Annotated in this window: 18 protein-coding genes and 1 pseudogene; 6 read left to right on the top strand and 13 right to left on the bottom strand. The window is 42.4% G+C overall.

Translation table 11 applies throughout. The features are described from left to right. Nucleotides 1-528 precede the first annotated feature (528 nt). From F988_RS03225 to F988_RS03195, 7 genes are all read right to left on the bottom strand, one after another. Complete coding sequence (locus tag F988_RS03225) at nucleotides 529-2,541, bottom strand: esterase/lipase family protein (RefSeq protein ID WP_010589412.1); 2,013 nt, start codon at nucleotides 2,539-2,541, stop codon at nucleotides 529-531. A gap of 117 nt (nucleotides 2,542-2,658) precedes the next feature. Next, nucleotides 2,659-3,567 carry an ABUW_2363 family tetratricopeptide repeat lipoprotein gene (locus F988_RS03220; protein ID WP_004677909.1) on the bottom strand — a complete coding sequence of 303 codons (909 nt, stop codon included), beginning with the start codon at nucleotides 3,565-3,567 and terminating at the stop codon, nucleotides 2,659-2,661. Between the two features lie 136 nt (nucleotides 3,568-3,703). Beyond that, nucleotides 3,704-4,516 carry a serine O-acetyltransferase gene (gene cysE, locus F988_RS03215; protein WP_004681014.1) on the bottom strand — a complete coding sequence of 271 codons (813 nt, stop codon included), beginning with the start codon at nucleotides 4,514-4,516 and terminating at the stop codon, nucleotides 3,704-3,706. Beyond that, on the bottom strand, nucleotides 4,509-5,345 hold the full coding sequence (locus F988_RS03210) for an RNA methyltransferase (RefSeq protein ID WP_004681012.1): 837 nt from the start codon (nucleotides 5,343-5,345) through the stop codon (nucleotides 4,509-4,511). The genes cysE and F988_RS03210 overlap by 8 nt, the downstream gene beginning before the upstream one ends. Before the next feature lie 13 nt (nucleotides 5,346-5,358). Beyond that, nucleotides 5,359-8,922, bottom strand: a complete 3,564-nt coding sequence (gene dnaE / locus F988_RS03205; protein ID WP_004681010.1) for a DNA polymerase III subunit alpha — start codon at nucleotides 8,920-8,922, stop codon at nucleotides 5,359-5,361. 397 nt (nucleotides 8,923-9,319) lie between these two features. Further along, nucleotides 9,320-10,147, bottom strand: a complete 828-nt coding sequence (locus tag F988_RS03200) for an SDR family oxidoreductase (RefSeq protein ID WP_004681008.1) — start codon at nucleotides 10,145-10,147, stop codon at nucleotides 9,320-9,322. Nucleotides 10,148-10,184: 37 nt separating this feature from the next. Continuing rightward, the gene (locus tag F988_RS03195; RefSeq protein ID WP_004681006.1) at nucleotides 10,185-10,901 is read right to left on the bottom strand and encodes an enoyl-CoA hydratase/isomerase family protein; all 717 of its coding nucleotides are present in this window, start codon (nucleotides 10,899-10,901) and stop codon (nucleotides 10,185-10,187) included. 119 nt (nucleotides 10,902-11,020) lie between these two features. Between F988_RS03195 and F988_RS03190 the strand changes: the two genes are divergently transcribed. Continuing rightward, nucleotides 11,021-12,103: a helix-turn-helix transcriptional regulator gene (locus tag F988_RS03190; protein WP_004681005.1), complete on the top strand. Its 1,083-nt coding sequence runs from the start codon at nucleotides 11,021-11,023 to the stop codon at nucleotides 12,101-12,103. On the opposite strand, the gene F988_RS03185 is transcribed toward F988_RS03190, so the two are convergent. After that, on the bottom strand, nucleotides 12,064-13,494 hold the full coding sequence (locus F988_RS03185) for an aminotransferase-like domain-containing protein (RefSeq protein ID WP_004681004.1): 1,431 nt from the start codon (nucleotides 13,492-13,494) through the stop codon (nucleotides 12,064-12,066). The two genes, F988_RS03190 and F988_RS03185, sit on opposite strands and share 40 nt — an antisense overlap. A 238-nt stretch (nucleotides 13,495-13,732) precedes the next feature. On the opposite strand from F988_RS03185, the gene F988_RS03180 reads away from it, so the two are divergent. Together F988_RS03180 and F988_RS15165 are read left to right on the top strand one after the other, a co-directional pair. Next, nucleotides 13,733-14,551 (top strand): hypothetical protein, encoded by an 819-nt coding sequence (locus tag F988_RS03180; RefSeq protein WP_004681003.1) that lies wholly within the window; start codon nucleotides 13,733-13,735, stop codon nucleotides 14,549-14,551. A 44-nt stretch (nucleotides 14,552-14,595) separates the two neighbouring features. Beyond that, nucleotides 14,596-14,766 carry a cbb3-type cytochrome oxidase assembly protein gene (locus F988_RS15165; protein WP_004677895.1) on the top strand — a complete coding sequence of 57 codons (171 nt, stop codon included), beginning with the start codon at nucleotides 14,596-14,598 and terminating at the stop codon, nucleotides 14,764-14,766. Between the two features lie 66 nt (nucleotides 14,767-14,832). On the opposite strand, the gene F988_RS03175 is transcribed toward F988_RS15165, so the two are convergent. Beyond that, complete coding sequence (locus F988_RS03175) at nucleotides 14,833-15,549, bottom strand: glutamine amidotransferase (RefSeq protein WP_004681000.1); 717 nt, start codon at nucleotides 15,547-15,549, stop codon at nucleotides 14,833-14,835. Between the two features lie 30 nt (nucleotides 15,550-15,579). Continuing rightward, nucleotides 15,580-16,545 (bottom strand): alpha/beta hydrolase, encoded by a 966-nt coding sequence (locus tag F988_RS03170; RefSeq protein ID WP_004680998.1) that lies wholly within the window; start codon nucleotides 16,543-16,545, stop codon nucleotides 15,580-15,582. Between the two features lie 160 nt (nucleotides 16,546-16,705). Between F988_RS03170 and F988_RS03165 the strand changes: the two genes are divergently transcribed. Then, nucleotides 16,706-18,418, top strand: coding sequence for an AAA family ATPase (locus tag F988_RS03165; RefSeq protein ID WP_004680996.1), 1,713 nt, complete (start codon nucleotides 16,706-16,708; stop codon nucleotides 18,416-18,418). A gap of 213 nt (nucleotides 18,419-18,631) precedes the next feature. After that, nucleotides 18,632-19,690: an RNA-guided endonuclease InsQ/TnpB family protein gene (locus F988_RS03160; protein ID WP_034426612.1), complete on the top strand. Its 1,059-nt coding sequence runs from the start codon at nucleotides 18,632-18,634 to the stop codon at nucleotides 19,688-19,690. A gap of 13 nt (nucleotides 19,691-19,703) precedes the next feature. On the opposite strand, the gene thiM is transcribed toward F988_RS03160, so the two are convergent. Together thiM and F988_RS03150 are read right to left on the bottom strand one after the other, a co-directional pair. Continuing rightward, the gene (thiM, locus tag F988_RS03155) at nucleotides 19,704-20,522 is read right to left on the bottom strand and encodes a hydroxyethylthiazole kinase (protein WP_004680992.1); all 819 of its coding nucleotides are present in this window, start codon (nucleotides 20,520-20,522) and stop codon (nucleotides 19,704-19,706) included. A gap of 18 nt (nucleotides 20,523-20,540) precedes the next feature. Next, on the bottom strand, nucleotides 20,541-21,701 hold the full coding sequence (locus F988_RS03150; RefSeq protein WP_004680991.1) for a hypothetical protein: 1,161 nt from the start codon (nucleotides 21,699-21,701) through the stop codon (nucleotides 20,541-20,543). Nucleotides 21,702-21,853: 152 nt separating this feature from the next. On the opposite strand from F988_RS03150, the pseudogene F988_RS03145 reads away from it, so the two are divergent. Next, a pseudogene (locus tag F988_RS03145) lies at nucleotides 21,854-22,054 on the top strand (DUF2147 domain-containing protein); the annotation flags it as partial. A 4-nt stretch (nucleotides 22,055-22,058) separates the two neighbouring features. Here the strand turns inward: F988_RS03145 and tnpA are convergent. Beyond that, a partial coding sequence (gene tnpA, locus F988_RS03140) for an IS200/IS605 family transposase (protein WP_004680987.1) occupies nucleotides 22,059-22,296 on the bottom strand: 238 nt, incomplete at its 5' end.

Genomic DNA, 22,296 nt, shown 5'->3' with positions numbered 1-22,296 from the left:
CCCTAAGATATAAGCTTATTTGACTCCAACAAGATGAAGTAAATATAACGAATATCTAAAACTAACTTGTATAACAACATGCAGTCTATAGTATTAAAATTCAAGGGTAAAATTGAAAAAATCTAAAAATATATAAAAACAAAGATATATAGCTAAATTCTAAAAATATAACGCCAATCTCAACTTAAAATATTTGAATTTTATAATTTGAAACGACCTCATTCGAGTCTGGATAAAATGACTCCAGATGAGTTTTAGTATGACCAGCTACCACAACAAAATAAGGTAGCTTAACTAGAGCAGAATATCACTTATAAATAAGCTTTTAGTTGTTCAAACAAGTGGGACCACCTCTTGCCGCAGGCGTTGACATTATTCGGGTGGGGATGTTCCTTAATGCCAAATATGGGATTCTGGTAACATTTTAGTTCAGCTTTAAATAGTCCTAAACATATCTGATCTTTAGGATATATGATTTAGCTAAACTTAATAATAAGCCCAAACAGGATTTGGGCTTATTGGATTGGGTTAAGGTTTATATAAACCATGATCAACAAGGTGCTGGCGCAGGATTCGTCGTAATTCCAGAATTGCTTCTGGCGTTTCCTGAATCGAGTGGCCGCCATGAATGATTTTTTCAGAAACAGCACCATCTAAATGGGCGCTTTTATAAGGCACAATCCCGTCAGTAATTACATTAGGGTCGTCACTCTTGGTGATGTTGCCCATAATTGAATGGAACACCAGACCTTTTTCTGGTGGAATATTGGCAGTCAATTCCATGAACTTGGACTTTTTGCTCAAATCACTTGGACCATTCTGAATCACGTCATTGGTTAGGGTTTTTACGAAATCTTTCAGGTCAACATCATCACTGGTCAAGGTATCTGCCAATGTGGTAAGGAATGTTGCAGGCAGGCGAATAATCTTACGTGCAGCCAGAGTAAACCAGCGATCCGCATAATCTGTCCCATGATGTGGTGCGGCCAGGAAAATGGCACGGTCAAAGTTGGTGATCGGTTTCATTTTCAGCCGTTCACCAATCACGGGATGCTTTCTCAAGCGGGTCTGTTGGAGATTGTTCATCATCGCCAGGGCCTGTTTGGAAATGTCGGCATCACTGACCAGTAAACGACTAATAATTCCGCCCATACTATGTCCAATCAAAACAGCGTCTTTCGCAGCCACATCTTTAGGATTGACGGTGGAAAAGGCTTGCTTGAGCAGGGCATAAATCTGGAAACGGCTTTCCAGAATCGGCATGTTGGTTGAATAAAAAACTTGCCACACCTGATAATGTTCACGTAGTACAGCATCCCCCATAATGTCGTTGGTCACGGCAATCCATGCTTCAGGGCTACTGGCCAGACCATGCACCAGTACAATGATCTTCTTGTTGGGATTGTAGGGTTCCAGCATATAGAGATGCGGCATGGTTAAATGCTGCTCACGGTCAATCAGCGTTAGGTATGCTGCCGCACCCAGATTATTTTCAGCCAGCCATAAACCATAGGGTGCGGAAAAATTGGCAGCTAATGAATACGGCTGGCCTGCGATATTGACCTTGTCAATGCTATACGGGTCATAGACCTTAATCTCAAATTCAGGGCTGGTTAAAACATCATTCACTGAAGCGGTTGGTTTTTTCGGCTGGGCAATAATGGTTGCCGCCAGATAACGGGCCTTGTGAATGTTTGGATTAGTACCTTTTGGATAATGATAGGTTAAAGGGTTAAGAATATATTTATTGTCATGCTGTGACGCATCACCAGAGGGAAATACCGCAACAAAGTCAGAGCCGAAACCGTCACGGCGGTTAATGGCCCTTAAACCAGAGAAATTCATGTTATAGCTTGAAATAAACTTCTCAAGCTTCATGTCCTGTAACCGTTGATAGGACTGAATATCAAGGGTATAGGTGCTGTTAGCAATCTTAATGGTTGGGGTGATATTGGTGGTGGGATTTCTTAGACTATGCACATTGACCAATTGGGTCAGCGCCTGATTGTAAAAATCCCGAATCTGAACCTGTCGGTTATCAAAAATCCGTTCCTGTGGCTTTCGGGAGGTTTTAAATAAATAGGCATAACTATAGCGGATACTTTTATCCAGATTTTCCAGTTGTTGGTCTAGACAGTTCTCATAATTTTTCTGGATAATTTTTTGGTCATCTTCAGACTTATGTTTGGTCAGCTTACTTATTTTACATTCAGATGAATCTGAAAGTGCCATGGATTTGGCCAGATAAAGTTCACTTGCTGTTGAGAGTAACTGTTCATCCAATATTTGTGGAATTTTATGTAGGTCGGCAATACATTCATTCGGTGTCTGTGAACAGACTCTGGCTTCCTTGCCCGACATGGACAGGACATTGAGGCTGGCTTCGCTTAATTTTTTCTGGGTTAAAATACTGTTACGTTCATTGGCAATGGTGACATCAATCGCCTGTTGTTTAAGGCTGACTACCTGACAACCGCTCATGACCATCGTGCTCAGCAGGGTAATAATAAATAGGCGACAATTTGGAGTAAATGCTAGCATCGGAATTCAGCAAATTAAGTACGAAGATTAGAGCTATAATACGAAAAACGGTTGCTTTTTCAATCGGTATAAAAAAATAGACTGCTTAGAGCAGTCTATTTTTACAAAAAATCTGGATCAGTTTAGCACTTGCCATACATTCCAGCGTTTACCAGATTCCACTTCGCTAATAAGGCGGTCAGCCACTTCAGCTTCATCTGGATATTTCACTTTATAGTTCTTTAAGGTCTGGATGGCATTTTTCTTTTGTTCTAACCAAAGAAAGTTGTTTGCGGCAGAAAGATAGGCTTCCTGTACACCACCTTTAATGGCCTTGTCTAAATATGGAATTGCCTCACGCTGACCGCCGCCTTCAGACAAACCAAACCCAAACCAGAAGTTGGTTTCAGGGTCATTTGGACTGATCGCCAGAATACGCTGTGCATAATTCAGGGATTTGGTGGTGTACGCTGTTCCGAGGTCCATATTGCGTGCCATCACACTGGCTTTAAAGGCACGGGTCAACACATCCAGTGATGCATTTGGCTGTTCGGCTAGAGCATCCAGCTTTTGTGTAGTTTCTTTTAATTTAGCTTCGTAACCTTTACGTTCCTGACGGTCAGGGAAACGTGGTGGATAGTGACGGGCCTTGCCTTCAACCAGTTGCAGGAAATCATCAATTTCAGTCACATCAACTTCATTATCGCCTGCAAGCACGGCATATTTCATGCTGCGCTGTTTGCTGTTGACCGTTGGCACAATCAGTTTGTTCACTTCAAGTGTGGTTGATTTTGATGGGTCATTCTGTAGGCTTACCACCATTTTGGTCACAGGCTGTGCTGTTGCATCCTTAATTGCAAGCTCAAAACTTGGTGGCGCATCATAATTAACTGGATTCAAAGCATAAAAAGGTGGTGTTGGGTCTGGTTCTTTAAAAACAAAAGGCTGGGGTGCTGCTGCCACTTCCTTTTTTACAACAGGTGGGGTACCACATGCAGTTAAAACTGAAGTTGAAAGTACAAGTAATGCCAAAGGCTTAAAATTCATGCTTTATATCCATTAATTTTAGTGAATTAACTAGGTCGGTCGTTGGTTTTACTAGTCTAGGAAAAGCAAAACCAACTTGCAACGAGAAGCTTGTTACATTTCTTTATAAATAAGGCCTATTGATACCTATCTCTTATTATGTGGCAGATGTTTTGGTTTGGGCTTCACATTCACGCCTAACTTCCTCAATAATTTTTAGCTCTTCCTTGCTAAAAGGTTGAGTGGTTGCTTTCTGACCTTTATAGGTCGGGTCAAGTAAAGAAAGACGCTGGCATAGAACATTCATGCGCTTTTCATTTTGCTGCATTCGATCCAGTAACACCCGAATACCTTCCAGTAAAGGGTCTGTTTGCTCCTGAGTGGTGGCATAAGGCTGGAAACCGATGCTTTCAGCATAATCACGGCGGCGTGCTTCATCCTGCTCAATCTGGGTTTTATCCTTGAAAATGTATCGTGCAGGGTTGCCAACGGCGGTTACGCCCTCAGGAACTTCCTTGGTTACCACCGCATTTGAACCGACTTTTGCACCTTTATGGACGGTAAAGGGACCGAGGATTTTAGCACCTGCGCCCACCACCACACCATCTTCAAGCGTGGGGTGGCGCTTGCCTTTATTCCAAGTGGTACCGCCAAGCGTAACACCATGATAAAGCGTGACATCATCACCAATTTCGGCAGTTTCACCAATCACCACACCCATGCCATGATCGATAAAAAAACGTTTGCCAATTTTTGCGCCAGGATGGATTTCAATACCTGTGGCAAATCGGCTAAAAGAGGAAAGCAGGCGGGCGCAGCCTTTGTATTCTTTTTTCCATAGTTCATGTGCCATACGATGCATGATTAACGCATGAATCCCTGGATAGGTGGTGAGGACTTCCAGCGTATTGCGTGCAGCAGGATCACGTGCAAATACAGCCTGAATGTCTTCTTTAAGCTGTTTAATCATTGGAATGATCCTCCGTTGTTTTTTTCCATGAACCATTGGCTAAGGCCTGTACGCGGCTAAAGATTCCACGTAACAAATGATATTCCATACGATCTAATTGTATCCTTCCGAATAAACGGCGCAAGCGTAACGGCAGTAAACGGGGATTAGTTGGGTCTAAAAACTCAATTTCAGTCAGCATTTTTTCCAAATGGGGATAAAACTCTTGCATTTGCTGCTGCGTGACCAAAGGCTCATCCCACTGCATGCTTTGTTGTTGCTTGAGCTGCATGTGGTCATCAGGTGTTTGCGTAGCGGGTGCATTTTGTTCAAGGGAAGCCATACGCAGTTCATAGCATACCACCTGAATTGCCTGCGCTACATTTAACACACCATACTCAGGATTGACTGGAATGGTCAGGTGGTAATTGGCAAGGGCCAATTCTTCATTGGTGAGTCCACGGTCTTCACGGCCAAACACAATCGCGATATTTTGTTGTTGGCTGGCTGCCTGCAAGGCTTCTTTAGCCGCAGGGCGAACATCGAGTAGTGGCCACGGAATGGTTCGGCTGCGGGCACTGGTTCCAAAAACCAGATGGCAGTGCTGAATGGCCTGTTCCAGCGTTTCCACAATTTCAATCTGCTCAATTAAATCCTGTGCGCCTGCAGCAAGGGCATCAATGTCAGGATGCGGATATGTCTTTGGTGCAACAAGCACAAGCTTGGAAAGTCCCATGGTTTTCATGGCACGTAAGGCACTGCCGATATTGGCGGGTAGCGTGGTGTTCACCATCACAATACGCACATGATCCAAATGTTTGGACACTTGATTTTGGTCAAACAGGTTCATAGATTATCCAAAATTAAGAATATTGGGAGACTTCGGCTTGATAGAGGTCTAAAGCTTCGTCCATTGACATATTGTCAGGAGGTGGCGCAACAACCGCAACTTTTGGCGTTTCAACCACTTTGGCAGCTTTAGACTTGACCTGATATTCGATGTAAATCGCATCCTTGCCGAAATAGTCACGCAGTTTAGCGAGTAGCTCGTCAAGTGGGGCAACTTTCCATTGTGCGCCCAGCAGCAGTTCAGCGCTTGCAAAACTTTGCTCAAGCTGGATTTTCACCCCAATATGCTGACACATATCAATGTTGCAGTAAGGCAAAAGCATGCCTTGCAGATCTTTTGCCAAAGATTTACCCATCAGGTCATGTGCCAGGCGAATCTGAATGTTCTGTGCCCGTTTTTGCCGTATTTCATTTAAATTAAATGCCTTGCTTAAACGTGCCATCGGGCGGTCAAAGCCCTCACGTTCATAAATCTCACCCTCAATCACCACCACCTGTTCCAGTTTGATAATGTCTTTATGGCGCTGGAAACGTTCATGATTGCAGCTGATTTCAACACGGGCAGTGCCATCATCCAGGGTAATCATAATACGGTTCGGGAAGTTGGCAATATCCACCACCAGACCCGCAAAAATGCTGGTGACACCCCGTCTTGTTGGCGTCAGTTCGTTTAGTTTTACAGAAACAAATTGCTTGAGTTCAGCACGATAGATATCAATCGGGTGACCTGTTAAATACAGGCCCAGCGTATCTTTTTCACCTTTTAAACGGACTTCATCTGACCACGGTTTGACAGGTTTGGCTGGTTTACGCTGAACTTCCTCAACCTCACCAAACAGGTCCATAATTCCCGTTTCACGGTTGCTACGTGCCTGTTCAGCCGCCTGGACCGCTTCTGGAAGCTGTGCCATCAGGCTGGAACGTTCAATGCCCAGACAATCCAGCGCACCTGCACGGATCAAGGCTTCAAGTGTGCGTTTATTGATTTTTTTCAGGTCAATACGATGGCAGAAATCAAACAGGTCTTTATACGGGCCTTCCTTGATCCGTGAATCAATCACCGACTGCATTGCCTGTTCGCCCACACCCTTGATTGCACCCAACCCATAAACAATGGTGCGTTCATCACTGGCATGGAAATGGTATAGCGACATATTGACAGAGGGTGGCAACACGTCGAGTTTGTTGTTACGGCAGTCATCGATCAGGAATACAATGCTGTCAGTGTTCTGCATTTCCGATGACAATACCGCCGCCATAAATTCGGCAGGGTAATGTGCCTTTAACCATGCTGTATGATAGGCAACCAGTGCATAGGCTGCGGCGTGTGATTTGTTAAAACCATAGCCAGCAAACTTTTCCATATAGTCAAAGATATGGTTCGCGGTTGCCTCATTAATATCTTTCTTGGCAGCACCTTCAATAAAGATCTGGCGCTGTTTGACCATTTCCTCGGGTTTCTTTTTACCCATGGCGCGACGCAGCAGGTCCGCGCCACCCAGCGTATAGCCTGCACAGAACTGTGCTGCCTGCATGACCTGTTCCTGATACACCATGATGCCATAAGTGGGTTCCAATACACTTTCAAGCAATGGATGCAGATATTCAAACTCGCCACCATGCATACGGTGGATAAAGTCTGGAATCAGGTCCATCGGGCCAGGACGGTATAGGGAAACGAACGCGATGATCTCTTCAAACTTGCTCGGTCTGGCTTCCTTGAGCATCTTTTTCATGCCGACGGATTCAAACTGGAATACCGCAGTGGTGTTTGCCTCGGCAAAAACCAGATAGGCATCTTTGTCATCCAGTTCAACATTGGCAATGTCGAGTGGGGTATCTGACTTGATTCTTTTATTAATATTCTGAACGGCATCCTCAATAACGGTCAGGTTACGCAAACCTAAGAAGTCAAATTTAACCAGACCTGCAGCTTCAACGTCATCTTTATCATATTGTGCAACGCGGTTAGTGCCATCAGCATCACATAGCACCGCGGAATAATCAGTAATTTTACCTGGTGCAATGACCACACCACCCGCATGCTTGCCTGTGTTACGGGTAATGCCCTCAAGCTTGAGCGCCATTTCCCAGATTTCGGCGGCATCATCATGATCTGGGTTGGATGGATTGGTGACGATATCCTTGAGCTGCGGCTCCATTTCAATCGCTTGCTTTAAATCCACACCCAGCGGTTTGGTTGGCACCATTTTGGAAATACGGTCAGCCAGACCATAAGACTTGCCCAGTACACGGGCAACATCACGAATCGCACCTTTGGCTGCCATAGTACCGAATGTTGCAATCTGTGAAACCGCTTCACGACCATAATGCTGTGCCACATACTCAATTACACGGTCACGGCCTGCAATGCAGAAATCCACGTCAAAATCGGGCATGGAGACACGTTCTGGGTTAAGGAAACGTTCAAACAGTAGATCATAACGCAGTGGGTCAAGGTCGGTAATCTTTAAGCTATAAGCAACCAGTGAACCTGCACCTGAACCACGACCAGGCCCCACAGGTACGCCATTATTTTTTGCCCACTGGATAAAGTCCATGACGATCAGGAAGTAGCCTGGGAATCCCATTTTCAGGATAATGTCGACTTCATACTTGATTCGCTCATCGTAGGGCTGGCGAACCTCTGCCCAGTCTTCACCACGTTTTTCAACTGGGTAAAGATGATTTAGACGTTCTTCCAGACCTGTACGCGACAAATGCTCAAAATAGGTGTCAATGGTATAGCCATCTGGAATTGGGAAGTCAGGTAGGAAATAAGTACCCAACTGTAAGCTGACATTGCAGCGTTTCGCAATCTCGTAGGTGTTTTCCAGGGCACTTGGAATGTCTGAAAATAGTTCAGACATTTGCTCGGCCGTTTTAAAATATTGTTCAGGGCTGTAGGGTTTGGGGCGTTTGTCGTCACTTAGGACATAACCATCGGCAATACATACACGGGCTTCATGCGCCTCAAAATCGTCCTGCTCAATAAAATGCACATCGTTGTGTGCCACCACACCAATTTGATATTTTGCGGCAAGTTTTGCAGCCTGTAGGATAAAATCCTCTTCGCCAACACGTTCGGTACGGGTCAGGGCTAAATAAACACGGTCGCCAAATTCCTCAATCCACGCTTCCAGTAACGGTTCAGCTTTCTGTGGGTTGGATGAGCAGAGCATCTTGCCAACATCACTGTGCTGACCCAGCAGAATGATCAGGTCTTGCGCCTGTTCGAGTATCCATTCTTTTTGTATGCAGGGTGTGCTGAGTTGTTGTCCCTCAATAAAACCACGCGACACAATCTCAGTTAAATTCCGCCATCCCTTGTTACTCATGGCAAGCAAGGTTGCGCGATGTTCAGCATCATTCAGGCGAATGACACTGCCCATAATAGGCTTGATGCCTTTACCCAGACATGCGCCGTAAAATTTTATCGCCGCATGCAGGTTGGACAAATCGGTGATGGCAAGCGCAGGCATTTCTTCTGCAGCAGCAACTTTGACCAAATCGGGTATGCGAACAATCGATTCGGTAATCGAAAATTCTGTATGTATACCGAGATGAACAAACTGCATAGTCAAGACGATCCTTTTTCAAACCAAGGCATAGTTTAGCATGCAAACTTATAATGACATGCTTAATATTTTGGCAAACTGTATGTCTATCTTGTTATTTGGGTTAAATTTGAAAAATAATTTTTTATTTTTATATGCTTATAAATCAAAAGCTAAGATGAATATATTTGTGGTTGGAATGTGATTGCTCAAATTTTATCTGTTTATGAATGGTGCTGGTTTCCAGCCTTGCTGGTGGGTGGGGGCAGTTAAAAATAGTGGAAACTTGTATGACATGGAGCGTTTTCAAGATTGAAAGGCAGCTTTTTGGCTGCTTTCAACCTTGATAAATAGAATGGAACTAAATGGTTCAGTTCAACTATTTGAGTAGGTTGCTAAAAATGATATTGCACCCAGATCAATCCAGAAAGAAATCTTTTTGTAGTTGTGTATGACCATCAACACAAGCATATTTAGAAAAATCCGTAATGCCAATTCTGGCTAAGGCCTGTTCATCGGTGAGGCTTTGTCCCGTAAGTTCACCTTTGGCGGTGGTATAAATCGCATAAGCCGCATCTGCCATAATTTCAGGTTTACGACTGACCTGTAAGGTATTTTCCTCACCTAGGTTTTTCGAAACAGCTGCCGTTGCAATATAGGTCTCAGGCCAAAGCGTGTTACAGGAAATTCCATAATGCTGAAATTCCTCTGCCATACCTAAAGTCAGAATTGTCATACCATACTTAGACAAGGCATAAGGCGAGAGCATGCCTAACCATTTAGGTGACATATTTACAGGTGGCGATAAGCTTAAAATATGCGGATGTTGTGCTTGTTTGAGATAGGGCAAAGCGGCCTGCGCACAAATAAAGGTTGCACGGTGGTTAATGGTTTGGATCAGGTCATATTGTTTTAAGGAAGTGGCTTCGACACCTGTGAGTGCAATTGCACCTGCATTGTTTATTAATACATCAATACCACCAAAGTTCCTGGCTGCTTGTTGCATGGCAGCATGAATCTGCTGTTCATCTCGCACATCTAAAAGTATGGGCAGAGCTTTGCCGCCAGCAGCATCAATCTCTTCGGCGACGCTATAAATCGTGCCCGTTAATTTCGCTGTTTCCACTTCAGTTTTTGCTGCAATGACAACATTTGCCCCAGCTTGTGCTGCTTTCAGCGCAATGGCTCTGCCAATTCCTCGGCTGCCACCAGTAATAAAAATAGTTTTTCCTTGCATATTACTCATGTAGATGTCCTATATTCGAGTTGTTATAAAAGCTGATTTAAATCATAAAAGGATGTGCAAATTTTTCTGGATTGTATAGCTGTCGTTGTTTGGCAATTTCAACAATGCGATGGCGTAACTGACGTTTGATTACGGCATAGGTTTGGCGATGCTTTTGTGACATCTCTTCAGCAAACTTAAATACTTCATTATTTAATGATTCGGCAGGGTGAATTTGATGAACCACATGTGCGTCTAAGCACTCAATCCCTGTCATGGATTTACCCGTTAATGACATCTCCCAGATCGCATGTTGATTGGGAATGAGCTGCACAATCTCTGCAATACAGTCAGTGAAAGGAATAGTGAGTTTGACTTCGGGAAAGCAAAAACGTCCTTTATCTGCCCGCATCAAGCGAAAATCACATGCAGATGCCAAGATTGCACCACCAGCATAAGCATTGCCGTTAATTTCCGCAATGACAGGTAGATTAAGCAAAGCCAAGCGCAGCAGCATATTTTCCAGTTGTAAGGTAAAGGCTTTTTTATCTTGCATGGATTGTTGCATTAACCATGCGAGGTCTAAGCCATTGCAAAATGTTTTGGGATGGTCGCTTTGAATGACTAGGCAAGCATTGTGCGAATCACGTTCGATTTCATCAAAGATCTCGATATATTCATTTAGCACATCTTGATTTAAGGCATTGTCCTGATCGCCATTGGTTAAGGTGAGAACATAAATAGACTGCTGTTGATCAAGCGTCATGGTGGTCATTGAAGCGCTTCCTCATTCTGCGATGGTTGATTGATTGCAGTCATTATTTCGAATAAAACACTCGCACAATAGGTGTGACTATGCCATATTGATGATCATTTTAGGACAGGGGATGTGCGATGCGAGATCCTTTTGGATTGTTTCAAGAAACCATCTCGGTTTCTTATGCACATCTATTATTAGAAATTGTGCATGATTATGCGATTGATACTGAAACAGTTTTGGCTGGTACAGGATTAATGCTCACAGAAATGAAACAAGCCGATGCCAAAATGAGTGCGCATCAATGGTCAAAGCTGGTGGTGAATGCTTTAAGGCTGACGGGAAATCCGCGTCTGGGCATTGAATATGGTTTTAAATTACGTCCCACTTCGCATGGAGCCTTAGGTTTTGCATTTCTGAGTTGTACGGATGTTGAAACTGCATTAACGCTGTGCCAACAGTATTTCTGTACACGAATCCAGAACTTTACCCCTGAATCGTATATTGATGAAGACTTTGTCTATGTCTATTTGGATGGTGTACATCCGGTTAAATTTGGCAATGAGCAGCAATCTGATCAATTACGACACTTTCTGATTGAGAGTTTGCTGTTTGGCGCAATTCATTTTCTTGGTGTATTTTCTAAAAAAATTGTTGAACGTTGTGAGGTCTTTGTCGATTGGTCCGATGCACAGAATTATAAACGTATCGATCTCTCCCAAATCAAGATTCATTTTAATCAGCAACGCAATGGTTTGCGTTTTCCCAAGCAATATCTGCATTGTAAAAATCCCAATGCTGATCAAGTCGCATTCCAGCAGGCATTATTATATTGCGAAAATGACAAACTTAAATTAGTCAAAGAAACAACGCGGGATCTGCAAAAAAGTATTAAATCTGAACTACTTTATAACTCAAGCAATGGTTATCCAACACTTCCTTTAATTGCGCAACGCTTGAATATGTCTGAACGAACCATCAAGCGACATTTACAGGCACAAGGAACGACGTTCTTGCAGATTTTGGCTGAGGTACGTTTTTGTCAAGCCAGGAAGTTACTGCAACAACCACAATATACTATTCAGAACGTTGCAGGTCTGGTGGGTTATGAAGAAGCCACCAATTTTATTCGCGCTTTTAAAAAGATGTTTGGGGAAACACCGAGTCAGTATCGCAAAAGCTATTTGTCCAAAGCCACTTCATCCGACATCACCAACTGAATCGTTTTAATAAAAAGTTTTAGCGAATGCTGAATCTGTTCGGTCCATTCGAAAGAACAATTCATACGAATAAAATGTTGATGTGAGGGCAACACATTAAATAAGGGGCTTGGTGCAACGCCTACCTGTTGTTGAATCAGCTGTTCATAGACTTGCATACTGCTGACTTTGTCTGGCAACTGAATCCAGAGAAAATAGCCACTTGGATAGTTATATACCTTACAGTCTTTCGGTAGATGTTGTTTGAGATATTGAAAGAATTGTTTTTTATTCTTTTCCAAAGCCCGTCTAAGCGTTCTCAGATGCTTTTCATAATGATGATGGGAGAGAAACTCCACCAGCGCATTCTGGATCAGCGCATTGGCTGAAATGGTGCTCATCAATTGCAAATGCTGAATATGTTCGGAAAATTTGCCAGCATAGACCCATCCCATACGGAACCCCGAACCCAAGGTTTTGGAAAAAGAAGAGCAGTGCAACACCAGATTTTGCTGATCAAAATACTTCATGGGTAGCGGCTTTTGATTGCCATAAAACAGTTCTTCATAGACATCATCTTCGATCAAATGAATTTGATGTTCATGCAACAGCTTGGCGATTTTATATTTGATCTCATCACTGACCGTAAATCCAATCGGGTTATGGGCGTTTAGCATAAACCAGCAGACCTTAATTGGGTAATTCTTGATGACTTGCTCAAAGGCTTCAATATCGAAGCCATGCTGTGGGTGCTCAGGAAGAGTAATTACCTTTAAACCCAAGCGTTCCGCAGCCTGCCATGCACCATAAAAGATGGTTTGCTGTAGTAAAATATAATCGCCAGGCTGGGTAATCGCTTGCAGTGAAAGATTCAAAGCCTCTAAGCCACCAGATGTAATGACAATGTCATCTGCATCAGTTGGAATGCCTTGCATACAATAGCGTTGAGCAATCAGTTTTCTGAGTGCTAAATTCCCAGGCGGTAGGTTGCTGGTCTGATCATAACTATGTCGATTACGGGAAAGCTGTCCCATGATCTGAATCAGTTTGGGTGGATAGAGTAACTGACTATCTGGAAATGCAGAGCCTAGTAGGCTGACCTGTTTGGATTGAATCGACTTGAGGTATTTAAACACTAGTGAGTTAATTTCAACTTTGGGATTTAAAGAGACCACCGAATAGGCCTGTGGAATCTGAATATGATTCTGTTCAGCCACAAAATAACCCGACTTTTCCTTTGAATAAATCAGTCCCTGCGCTTCCAGCTCCTGATAGGCATTCATGACTGTGATGAGGCTCAAGCCTGAGCGTTGTACCTGTTCACGTAAAGATGGCAGTTTGCTGTGCGGTTCCCATGTCCCGTTTTGGATGAGAAGTTTCAGGCTATGCGCTAACTGTTCTGCTTTATACATAAGGTACTGAATCCAAAATGAGAACCTGTTTATGAGTATTGTGAGTAATTTATCTAATTTTATAACAGATGGGATGGAAATAAATCATCTGTTATATTTTTTTAGACAGCCTCTGTAGCTATTCAGCGATTGATATGTTCTACAAAATAACACCAAGAATGGTACGGCTTGTTAAATAATATACAAAACGTACAGATCAATCAGAAGACAATGGTTTGGCTGAAAGGTGTATAGGGCGATGTTTGTAACTAAAGAACTTAATGCGATAACCCAGCTTTTTCAGGATGGCGAGGTTTCGCAAGCAGTACAAGAACAGCTACATCTTGACTATGTAAATCTTGAAGCAACCTTGTTACGAGGCAAGGTATTAAGAGACTTTTCTAAAGAAAAAGTCGCTTATATTGTGCAAGCAAAAATAGAGGAAAATGACAATAATCTTGGGTATTTGTTTGCCCCATTTATTATTGCCAATTTAAATCAGCCCGTGATTTATACAACACCGATTTCAACCGCTGTTTTGGCGATCCTGAATCAATATTATCAGGCTGAGAAAAGTGTCAATTTAAAAATTGAAGAAGTGCTCCAAAGCCTAAAGCTTTATGTGGATTTGGTTGAACAGCCTAAAAAAGAAGCTGATTTTCTGTTTCGAGCTTTGGTTAAAGCCCTCTGTCGAACAGATATTTCCCATCTTTTCTTGATTACACATTTACCTGTAAATCAGGATCAAATTCAAATCTTGCAGGATTATTTGCAGATAAAAATTGACGTGATTTGCTGCGATACAACAGAACGTAGTGTTAATGATAAATTGATTAATACCCGAAAATTATTGTTTAAAAACAAAGATGAGTTTCATAAAACGATTTGTACTTTGTTTTCGAACCTGAATGCGCAACTGGTGGCACAGATTGGCCAGTTTAGCCAAAAACAGGCCACTCATTTAATTGAAGATATGTTTTATTCAGAACACATTTTTGAAAAGTTGTCGGTCTATGCTGAATATATGCAAACCCGTATTCAAAATGGTGCCAGTTACAGGGCATTATCCATGATGTAGATGATGCAGTATTGAATTTTAGTATTTAAATAGGAGCAGACGATATGTCTAAAGAGCAAGCAAAATTTCCATATCTCACCGTTGGAATCAGTATTTTATTAGGCTGTTTGTTTTTAGTCTTCTTCTTTCTTGCTGTTAGCAATGAGCCTGATTATATGCCATCGCAACAGAAGCAGAATACGACACAGATGCAAAAATCAATTCAACAGCATTAATCATTTAGGTGTCTAAAGCCGCAAAAGCCTAGAACATCTAGGCTTTTTGATTTCCACCATTTTATTTTAATGGCTGAGATTTTCTAAAAAACGTTGGATAATTTTTTGTGCCTGATTTTCCAATTGGGCTGCATAAAGCAGATTATCCTGTCTTAACTGGGGAATAGACAAATTGGCATGACGTATTTCGCAGGTATGACCAATTAACCATTTCTCAAAGCTGTTTTGATTCACTTCCAGATGAAACTGTAAGGCTAAAATCTGCTTTCCGATCGCAAAGGCTTGATGAGGATAAATATCTGAACTTGCCAATAAGGTCGCATGATCTGGTAAGTCGAATGTGTCGCCATGCCAATGCAACACATGGTTATCTTCAAGCGCTGCCAGAATATTTTCAGCAGTAGGCTGAATGTCCAGTTTGCCCCAGCCAATCTCTTTTTGGTGTCCAGCATAGACTTTGGCACCCAGTGCATGGGCAATTAGCTGCGCCCCCAGACAAATACCAATGGTGGGTTTATTGGCTGCCAAACGCTGTTTAAGCAACTCAATCTCATCAATCAGGAAAGGGTAGTCCTCAGTTTCATAAACACCAATTGGCCCACCGAGGATGATGGTTAAACCCTCATAATTGAGGGCTGGGCTGAGATCGTCAACACCCGCTTCGAAATAACGGACGCGGAAGCCAAGTTTATAAAAAGCATCTTCCAGAGAACCTAAATCCTCAAAGGCAAGATGTTGAATTGCATAAACTGTTTTAGGTAATGAAACTGCCATCGTATTCATGGTTTATCAGGTCACTATATTGGAAGTGAGTTAAGGCATTTTTTGCTCAAGCCAGGCAAATAAGTCTTGGTATACTTTTTCCCGTACTGGTGGGGCCGAAAGTACCAGATCATGCAAGCCGTTGTGTACTGATAAAGTCTGTATATCACCTTTCATTTTTTTGGCATTATTGGTCATGTCTTTGACATCAAGAATGACGTCGCTTTGCTGGGCATCAATTCCCCATTTTTTAGGGTATTTGGATTGGTGTGAATGCATGATCAGGGTTGGAATATTCAGTGTAATGCCTTTATGGATTTCTTTTTGCGCTTCATGGATGGCATGCACAAAGCACAGTTGTACAAATGGCATGGATTCAGGTTTCCATTCCAGATTGAACTCCCATTCACCATGAAATTTTTTATGCAAACTTGGTACATACCACGGGTTTAGACCGCTTGGAAACTTGGCATTTGGGAAACGCTTGCCAAATTCACTCAGCAATGGAATCCCCACTTTTTTCTCAATGATGCTCTTAAAGAAATCATAAAATGGACTATTTGCCCATAACGCCTTAACCAGACGATGGTCAGGATAATGTGCTGCATATAGGGTTGTGATCAAGCCACCTGTTGAATGTCCAGCAAGCAAAACCTGATTATGGTTTTCCTGACCGATGATCTCCAGTGACTTGCTGATTTCAGCATCATATTCACGTAAATCCCGCACGTAATACAGGGTTTGATGCGGTAATTTGGAACGCCCATATTTTCTAAGGTCAAGTGCGTAGAAGTCATAGCCATGCTGGTTGAACTGTTCAGCCATTTCTTTTTGAAAGAAATAATCGGTAAAGCCATGAACATACAACACAGCCTTTTTGGTGGCCTGAGCAGCTTTTTTTCTAACCAATGTGGCAACAACTTTCCCATCATAATCATCAGCAAAGTTCAGGGTCAGTTGCTGATAACCATTCCCTAGGATATCTGGTTGATAAGTATAAAAATTTAAAGTATTCATTTTTGATGTAAAGTCTAAATTCATTCATCAACACATTAAATGAAAACATCTGGATGTCAATGGCAATCTGAGATATGAATGGTTTTCCAGATCGGTTTAGGTTTTTATTTTTGAGAAAAAATCGGTAAGCTATGGGTTGCTACTTTTACCTGATGAAATTATGAAACAAGAGACTGCACTGAAATTATTGAAAGCTGGAGAAAATGTTTTTTTAACGGGTTCAGCAGGTGCAGGAAAAACCTATACGCTTAATCAATATATCAATTACCTCAAGGCACGTAAGGTGCCTGTTGCTATTACTGCATCTACAGGGATTGCCGCAACGCACATGAACGGGATGACCATTCATACCTGGGCGGGTATTGGAATTAAAGACAGTTTGAGTGATGATGATCTCAAGCGTATGAAAGAGCGAAAATATTTAAAAGAGCATCTGGAAAATGCGCAGGTTCTCATCATTGATGAAATCTCAATGCTGCATGCCAAGCAGCTGAATCTGGTCAATCAGGTATTAAAATACTTTAAAGAGAGTGATGAGGCGTTTGGCGGTATTCAGGTCATTGTCGCTGGCGATTTTTTCCAGTTGCCACCAGTCGGGCGTAATGGTGAAGCCAATCGGGATAAATTCTGCTTTATGTCTGAGGCTTGGGTGGAGGCGAAATTTCGGGTGTGTTATCTCACCGAACAACACCGTCAGGATGATGAAATCCTCAACCAGATTTTAAATGCGATTCGGGCGCAGAGTATTCAGGCCGAACATATTCGAGCGTTACAGCAATCACGCCAGCACGATATTGGTGAAACCTTTACCCGTTTATATACCCATAATATGGATGTAGATAATATTAACTATCAACATCTCAATGAGATTGACAATGAAAGCCATCAGTTTAATGCGGTGCTGGATGGTAATGAAAAGCTGATTGAAACATTGAAATCGTCTGTACGTGCGCCTGAAGAACTGACCCTAAAAAAGCATGCCAAGGTAATGTTTGTGAAAAACAACTTTGACCTTGGCTATATCAATGGCAGCTTGGGAGAAGTGATTGGTTTTGAGGAAGATGATCAGAACGGTATTTTGCCTAAAGTAAAATTGACCGATGGTACAACTTTATTGGTTGAGCCAGAAACTTGGTCGATTGAAAATGAGGCAGGCAAGGTGATTGCCAGTTTTCAGCAGATTCCCTTACGTTTAGCCTGGGCAATCACCATCCATAAAAGTCAGGGCATGACACTGGAAGCCGCAGAAATCAACCTGACCCATACCTTTGAAAAAGGTCAGGGCTATGTGGCTTTGTCGCGGTTAAAGTCCCTGAATGGTTTAAAACTACTGGGTTTTAATGATCAGGCTTTAGAGTTGGATAGTCTGGCCATTAAGGCGGATCGCCGTTTTCAGGAACTTTCTACTGAAGCCGAAGTCAATTTTGAAAACGTTGATTTAACCACACAGCAAAATGCATTTATCCGTCATTGTGGTGGTACGCTAAATCCGACTGAAATTAGCCGTAATGAGAAAAAGCTCAGCAAAGGTGGAAAGCAAAGTTATGCCACCGCGACTCTGGATGAAACCAAGGCACTGTTTGAAGAGGGTTATGATATTGAAGATATTGCCAGTGAAAGAGGGCTGACTCCTGCAACCATCATCAATCATTTGGCACGCTTGCACAAAGAACAGAATCTGGATATTTCAGTGGCCCATCCTGGCGATGAAGTAGTGGAAGAGGTGCGCAAAATCTATAAGAAATTGCAAAAACGCCAAAATCCTGAACATTTCACTGAAGATGGCTCAATCAAGCTGCGTCCAATTGTAGAGGCAACCAGTCCACGTATGGCTTATGATCAAGTGCGTTTAGCCCTGTTGTTTATTGAATAGGATGAATAAATGCCATACCTGATTCAAGGCAATGATTTAGACATTATTTAATGGCTTTTATTCATGCCAAATAGGGTTTTATCCATTGGAGCGTAAAACCTCGGGGTTTAGCCCGAGGATATAAGCGACTGGCGTAAGCCATACGACATGAAATGTCGTTTTAAATACTTTTGCCATAATCACTATTAAGAAAAATACGGTTAAAATAATTGTATGAAGACACTCAAATTACGCATAAAAGACAAACATTGCAAGGTGCTAAATCAGATGGCATCTGAGGTGAATTTTGTCTGGAATTACGTGAATGATTTGTGTTTTAAACATCTACAACGAAAACAACAATTCTTTTCAGCATACGATATTGCTAAATACACAAAAGGCACATCGAAAGAATGCAATTTGCATAGTCAAACCATTCAAGCCATAACAGAAGAACTCATTACACGCAGAAAGCAATTCAAAAAAGCAAAATTAAAATGGCGAGTCAGCAATAAAAAATCAGCTAGGCGTTCATTGGGCTGGATACCGTTCAAGAAAGTAGCAATCAAATATGCTAATGGCTATGTTCAATACGGCAAGCATCAATTCAAACTATGGGACAGCTACGGACTAAGCAAATACAATGTTAAAACAGGCTCGTTTGTAGAGGATAGTCGTGGGCGTTGGTATGTCTGTCTTGTAGTTGATTCAATTAAAACAGAGAAAACCAGCGCTAAAACCTCAATTGGCATAGACTTGGGTTTAAAGGATTTAGCCACTTGTTCAGATGGTATAAAGCTCAAAGCTCCTAAAATCTATCGCCAATACGAACAAAAACTTGGCATAGCTCAACGTGCGAGAAATAAGAAACGCGTCAAAGCGATTCACGCCAAGATTAAAAATATACGTCAAAACATGCTGCATCAATTCAGCCATAAACTGGTGAATGAACATGCAGCAATCTTCATTGGCAATGTGAATGCCAAAGCACTCGCACAAACTAAATTAGCTAAATCAGTGCTAGATGCAAGTTGGACAACACTAAGAACCATGCTCAAGTATAAATGCGAGAACGCAGGGGTATGGTATGAAGAAGTCAATGAAGCGTATACCACCCAAACGTGTTCGTGCTGTGGCTCACGCTCCAGTAGTCCGAAAGGTAGGGCAGGTCTTGGAATAAGAGAATGGCAGTGTATGGAGTGCGGTACGCTCCATGATCGGGATGTAAATTCCGCACTGAATATTCTTGCGCTCGGACATGAGCGTCTAGCAGGAGGAATCCCCGTCCTTTAGGTCGGGGAGGATGTCAATCCAATATTTCTATATCCACATATTGCTGAATCAGATTTTCATCAAGCATGTGCACATAATCCATAAACATGACATTAAAGCTGCCTACGGTTTGTGCCTGATCATAGGCAAGCTTTCCCGCAATTGCGAAATGTGTATGTGAGGCAAGTGCTGCAATGAGTGGGGAACTGACCGCACTATATGCCGCCGTTAATGCTCCCAGGGCACAGCCTGTTGCGGTGATTTTAGGCTGCAAATGACTCCCGCCGTTAACCTTAATCACAGCATCAAGCTGTCTGGAAATGAGGTAGTCCGATTCACCTGAGATTGCAATACATTCAGCATGCTGTAATAGGCTTTTTGCCTGGGCATAGACATCCTGACTATCGAGGGTGCTGTCCACACCTTTTGATTGTACCTGGCTGCCTGCAAGCGTACTGATTTCAGAGGCATTGCCCCGAATAATGCTCGGTTTAAAGTGCAGAAGCTGGTCAACCGTTTCACTCCGCCATTTTAAAACAGCACCATAACCCACTGGATCAAGCACCCACGGCACTTGATGTTGTTGCGCTGTTTGTGCCGAAATCAGCATAGCCTGAGTTTGTTCAGTCGTCGGTGTTCCGATATTGATACTTAAGGCTGAACTGATTTGCGTAAAACTTTCCGCCTCAAATGGGTTGTCAATCATGGCAGGGGACGCGCCAGCCGCCAGCAGAATATTAGCCACATAATTATTGGCAACACTATTGGTCATGCACTGAACCAAAGGTGTTTGTCGCTGTAGTTCATGCCACGCCTGAATAATCTGTTCAATCAGTTGTTGTTTTGATGACATCGCAAATCCTTATAAGCTTTAACGTGTGAAATAGTGGTCTTGATGCTTGCAATGGCGACAGATCAGCGAGACATAATCCTTGGCATCATAATCCACCACCAGATCATTTGAACCACAATACATGCAACGTTTTACAGAATAAAAACTGAGGCGCGGTTCAATTTTACGCCACGATTTCCACACAGGTTGTATGAAGATATGCTCATCATAACCAAGAAACTTAAACAGTAGAATCTCGCTCATTTTACTAAACGGAATATTATGTGGTCTTGGTAAGGTGGAGGTTTCCCAGCGTTCAGTCAAGGCACGTTCCCGATACTGTTCCAGTGTCTTTTTGAGCAGGTTGGTGTTGATAAACTTGTCATTTCGGGGCTGCAATGCCTTTTGTTTGTACAGATATTCCAGTGCGGTCTGGATTAAGTAGTAAATTTGTCCTACCGCAAGGCTTTCCATCAAGCGATAACAAAAGCCCTGAAAATGTCGATTTCCTGCAATCTGGATGCCCCAGGTACGGCAGTAAAACTGCATAAACTGAACAATTTCCTGATATAGAACAAGGTAAAGAGTATCTTTCACTTCATCCGTGGTCTGGAATGGAATACCCAAACTCAGGTTTTCATAAAACCAGTGGCGCAGTTGCTGTGTGATGCTAAAAAGACTTGGGTCAGCATAACCATCCAGACGAACATTCAAGTAATAATGCTCGGTTTCAATGCCTGAATCCTGCGGTTTTAAAATGCCTACTTTTAGCAGTTCCTGAACAAGATGGTTCTGAAATAGGTAATTCGGCGTAATTTCGTGATATTTGCAATTTTTCCAATGAATGAGTTCGTCATGTTGGACATCCTCACGCGCATACTGATCTAGTAGGCTGAGCAGGAATAACTTGTTGAGAAAACTGAGCTGATCAAGGCTGTAAATGACTTCATCTTTTACCTTGTTTTTACGCTGTTCCTGCAAGCGCGTTTGTTGGGTCTGTTTTTTGCGTTGTGCTGTACAGGAGGCACAATGACAATTTAGGTTGCTGTCTGACTTAAAAACGCGATGCTGGCAGTGGCTACATTCATGAAATTGCAGTTCATGTGTGTATTGTTCCGCATCAATCCAGTACATGGAAGCATGGCACAGTGGACAGTGGCTACTTTCATCTAACTGTTTTTGTAGAATCTGTAACTCCATTGATGCCTAACCCATATTTATAAAAAAAAGATTATACATGCTGGACCAAGACAATCATGCAAAGTTTGTATCGTTAAAAGTAGTTCAACATGAGACCTGATAGCGAGAACTGTAGCTAAAAATTAATTTTATGACCTTATACCAATAAGCCACGTATGGGACTTGAGGTATTAACTGGATTGGTGGAAGACCCGAAACGCCCCAATAACTACATAGATGGAGACATCCTTGAAAGCAAAACAGGTAAAACCTATAAAGGTAAAGCACGTCTAAGCCCAGATGGCAAGCGTCTTTTTATCCATTGGAGCGTAAAACCTCGGGGTTTAGCCCGAGGATATAAGCGACTGGCGTAAGCCATTAATGCGGTGTTTGCTGTTGTTGAATATACTGCTTAATAATCCCAATAGGCGCACCTGCGCATGATGCAGCGAAGTAACTAGGCGACCACAAGGCATTACCCCATAATTTGCTTTTAATTTCAGGGTGTTTGGTTCGTAAAATTCGACTAGATGCACCTTTCAAGCTATTTACCAAACTAGAAATAGCGACTTTAGGCGGATAATTGACGAGCAAATGTACATGGTCATGTTCACCG

This window comes from Acinetobacter parvus DSM 16617 = CIP 108168 (assembly GCF_000368025.1).
Classification (GTDB): domain Bacteria; phylum Pseudomonadota; class Gammaproteobacteria; order Pseudomonadales; family Moraxellaceae; genus Acinetobacter; species Acinetobacter parvus.
The sequence above is the reverse complement of the archived record's forward strand: the minus strand, read 5'-3'. Positions and strand labels throughout refer to the sequence as shown.

Bases quoted from the DNA above. Each gene is read 5' to 3' on its own strand.
- F988_RS03180 (WP_004681003.1), top strand. From the start codon at position 13,733: ATGTTTGTAACTAAAGAACTTAATGCGATAACCCAGCTTTTTCAGGAT.
- F988_RS03185 (WP_004681004.1), bottom strand. From the start codon at position 13,494: ATGTATAAAGCAGAACAGTTAGCGCATAGCCTGAAACTTCTCATCCAA.
- F988_RS03170 (WP_004680998.1), bottom strand. From the start codon at position 16,545: ATGAATACTTTAAATTTTTATACTTATCAACCAGATATCCTAGGGAAT.
- F988_RS03220 (WP_004677909.1), bottom strand. From the start codon at position 3,567: ATGAATTTTAAGCCTTTGGCATTACTTGTACTTTCAACTTCAGTTTTA.
- F988_RS15165 (WP_004677895.1), top strand. From the start codon at position 14,596: ATGTCTAAAGAGCAAGCAAAATTTCCATATCTCACCGTTGGAATCAGT.
- F988_RS03210 (WP_004681012.1), bottom strand. From the start codon at position 5,345: ATGAACCTGTTTGACCAAAATCAAGTGTCCAAACATTTGGATCATGTG.
- F988_RS03160 (WP_034426612.1), top strand. From the start codon at position 18,632: ATGAAGACACTCAAATTACGCATAAAAGACAAACATTGCAAGGTGCTA.
- F988_RS03165 (WP_004680996.1), top strand. From the start codon at position 16,706: ATGAAACAAGAGACTGCACTGAAATTATTGAAAGCTGGAGAAAATGTT.
- F988_RS03150 (WP_004680991.1), bottom strand. From the start codon at position 21,701: ATGGAGTTACAGATTCTACAAAAACAGTTAGATGAAAGTAGCCACTGT.
- F988_RS03200 (WP_004681008.1), bottom strand. From the start codon at position 10,147: ATGAGTAATATGCAAGGAAAAACTATTTTTATTACTGGTGGCAGCCGA.
- F988_RS03195 (WP_004681006.1), bottom strand. From the start codon at position 10,901: ATGACCACCATGACGCTTGATCAACAGCAGTCTATTTATGTTCTCACC.
- F988_RS03190 (WP_004681005.1), top strand. From the start codon at position 11,021: ATGCGAGATCCTTTTGGATTGTTTCAAGAAACCATCTCGGTTTCTTAT.
- cysE (WP_004681014.1), bottom strand. From the start codon at position 4,516: ATGATTAAACAGCTTAAAGAAGACATTCAGGCTGTATTTGCACGTGAT.
- F988_RS03175 (WP_004681000.1), bottom strand. From the start codon at position 15,549: ATGAATACGATGGCAGTTTCATTACCTAAAACAGTTTATGCAATTCAA.
- F988_RS03225 (WP_010589412.1), bottom strand. From the start codon at position 2,541: ATGCTAGCATTTACTCCAAATTGTCGCCTATTTATTATTACCCTGCTG.
- dnaE (WP_004681010.1), bottom strand. From the start codon at position 8,922: ATGCAGTTTGTTCATCTCGGTATACATACAGAATTTTCGATTACCGAA.
- thiM (WP_004680992.1), bottom strand. From the start codon at position 20,522: ATGTCATCAAAACAACAACTGATTGAACAGATTATTCAGGCGTGGCAT.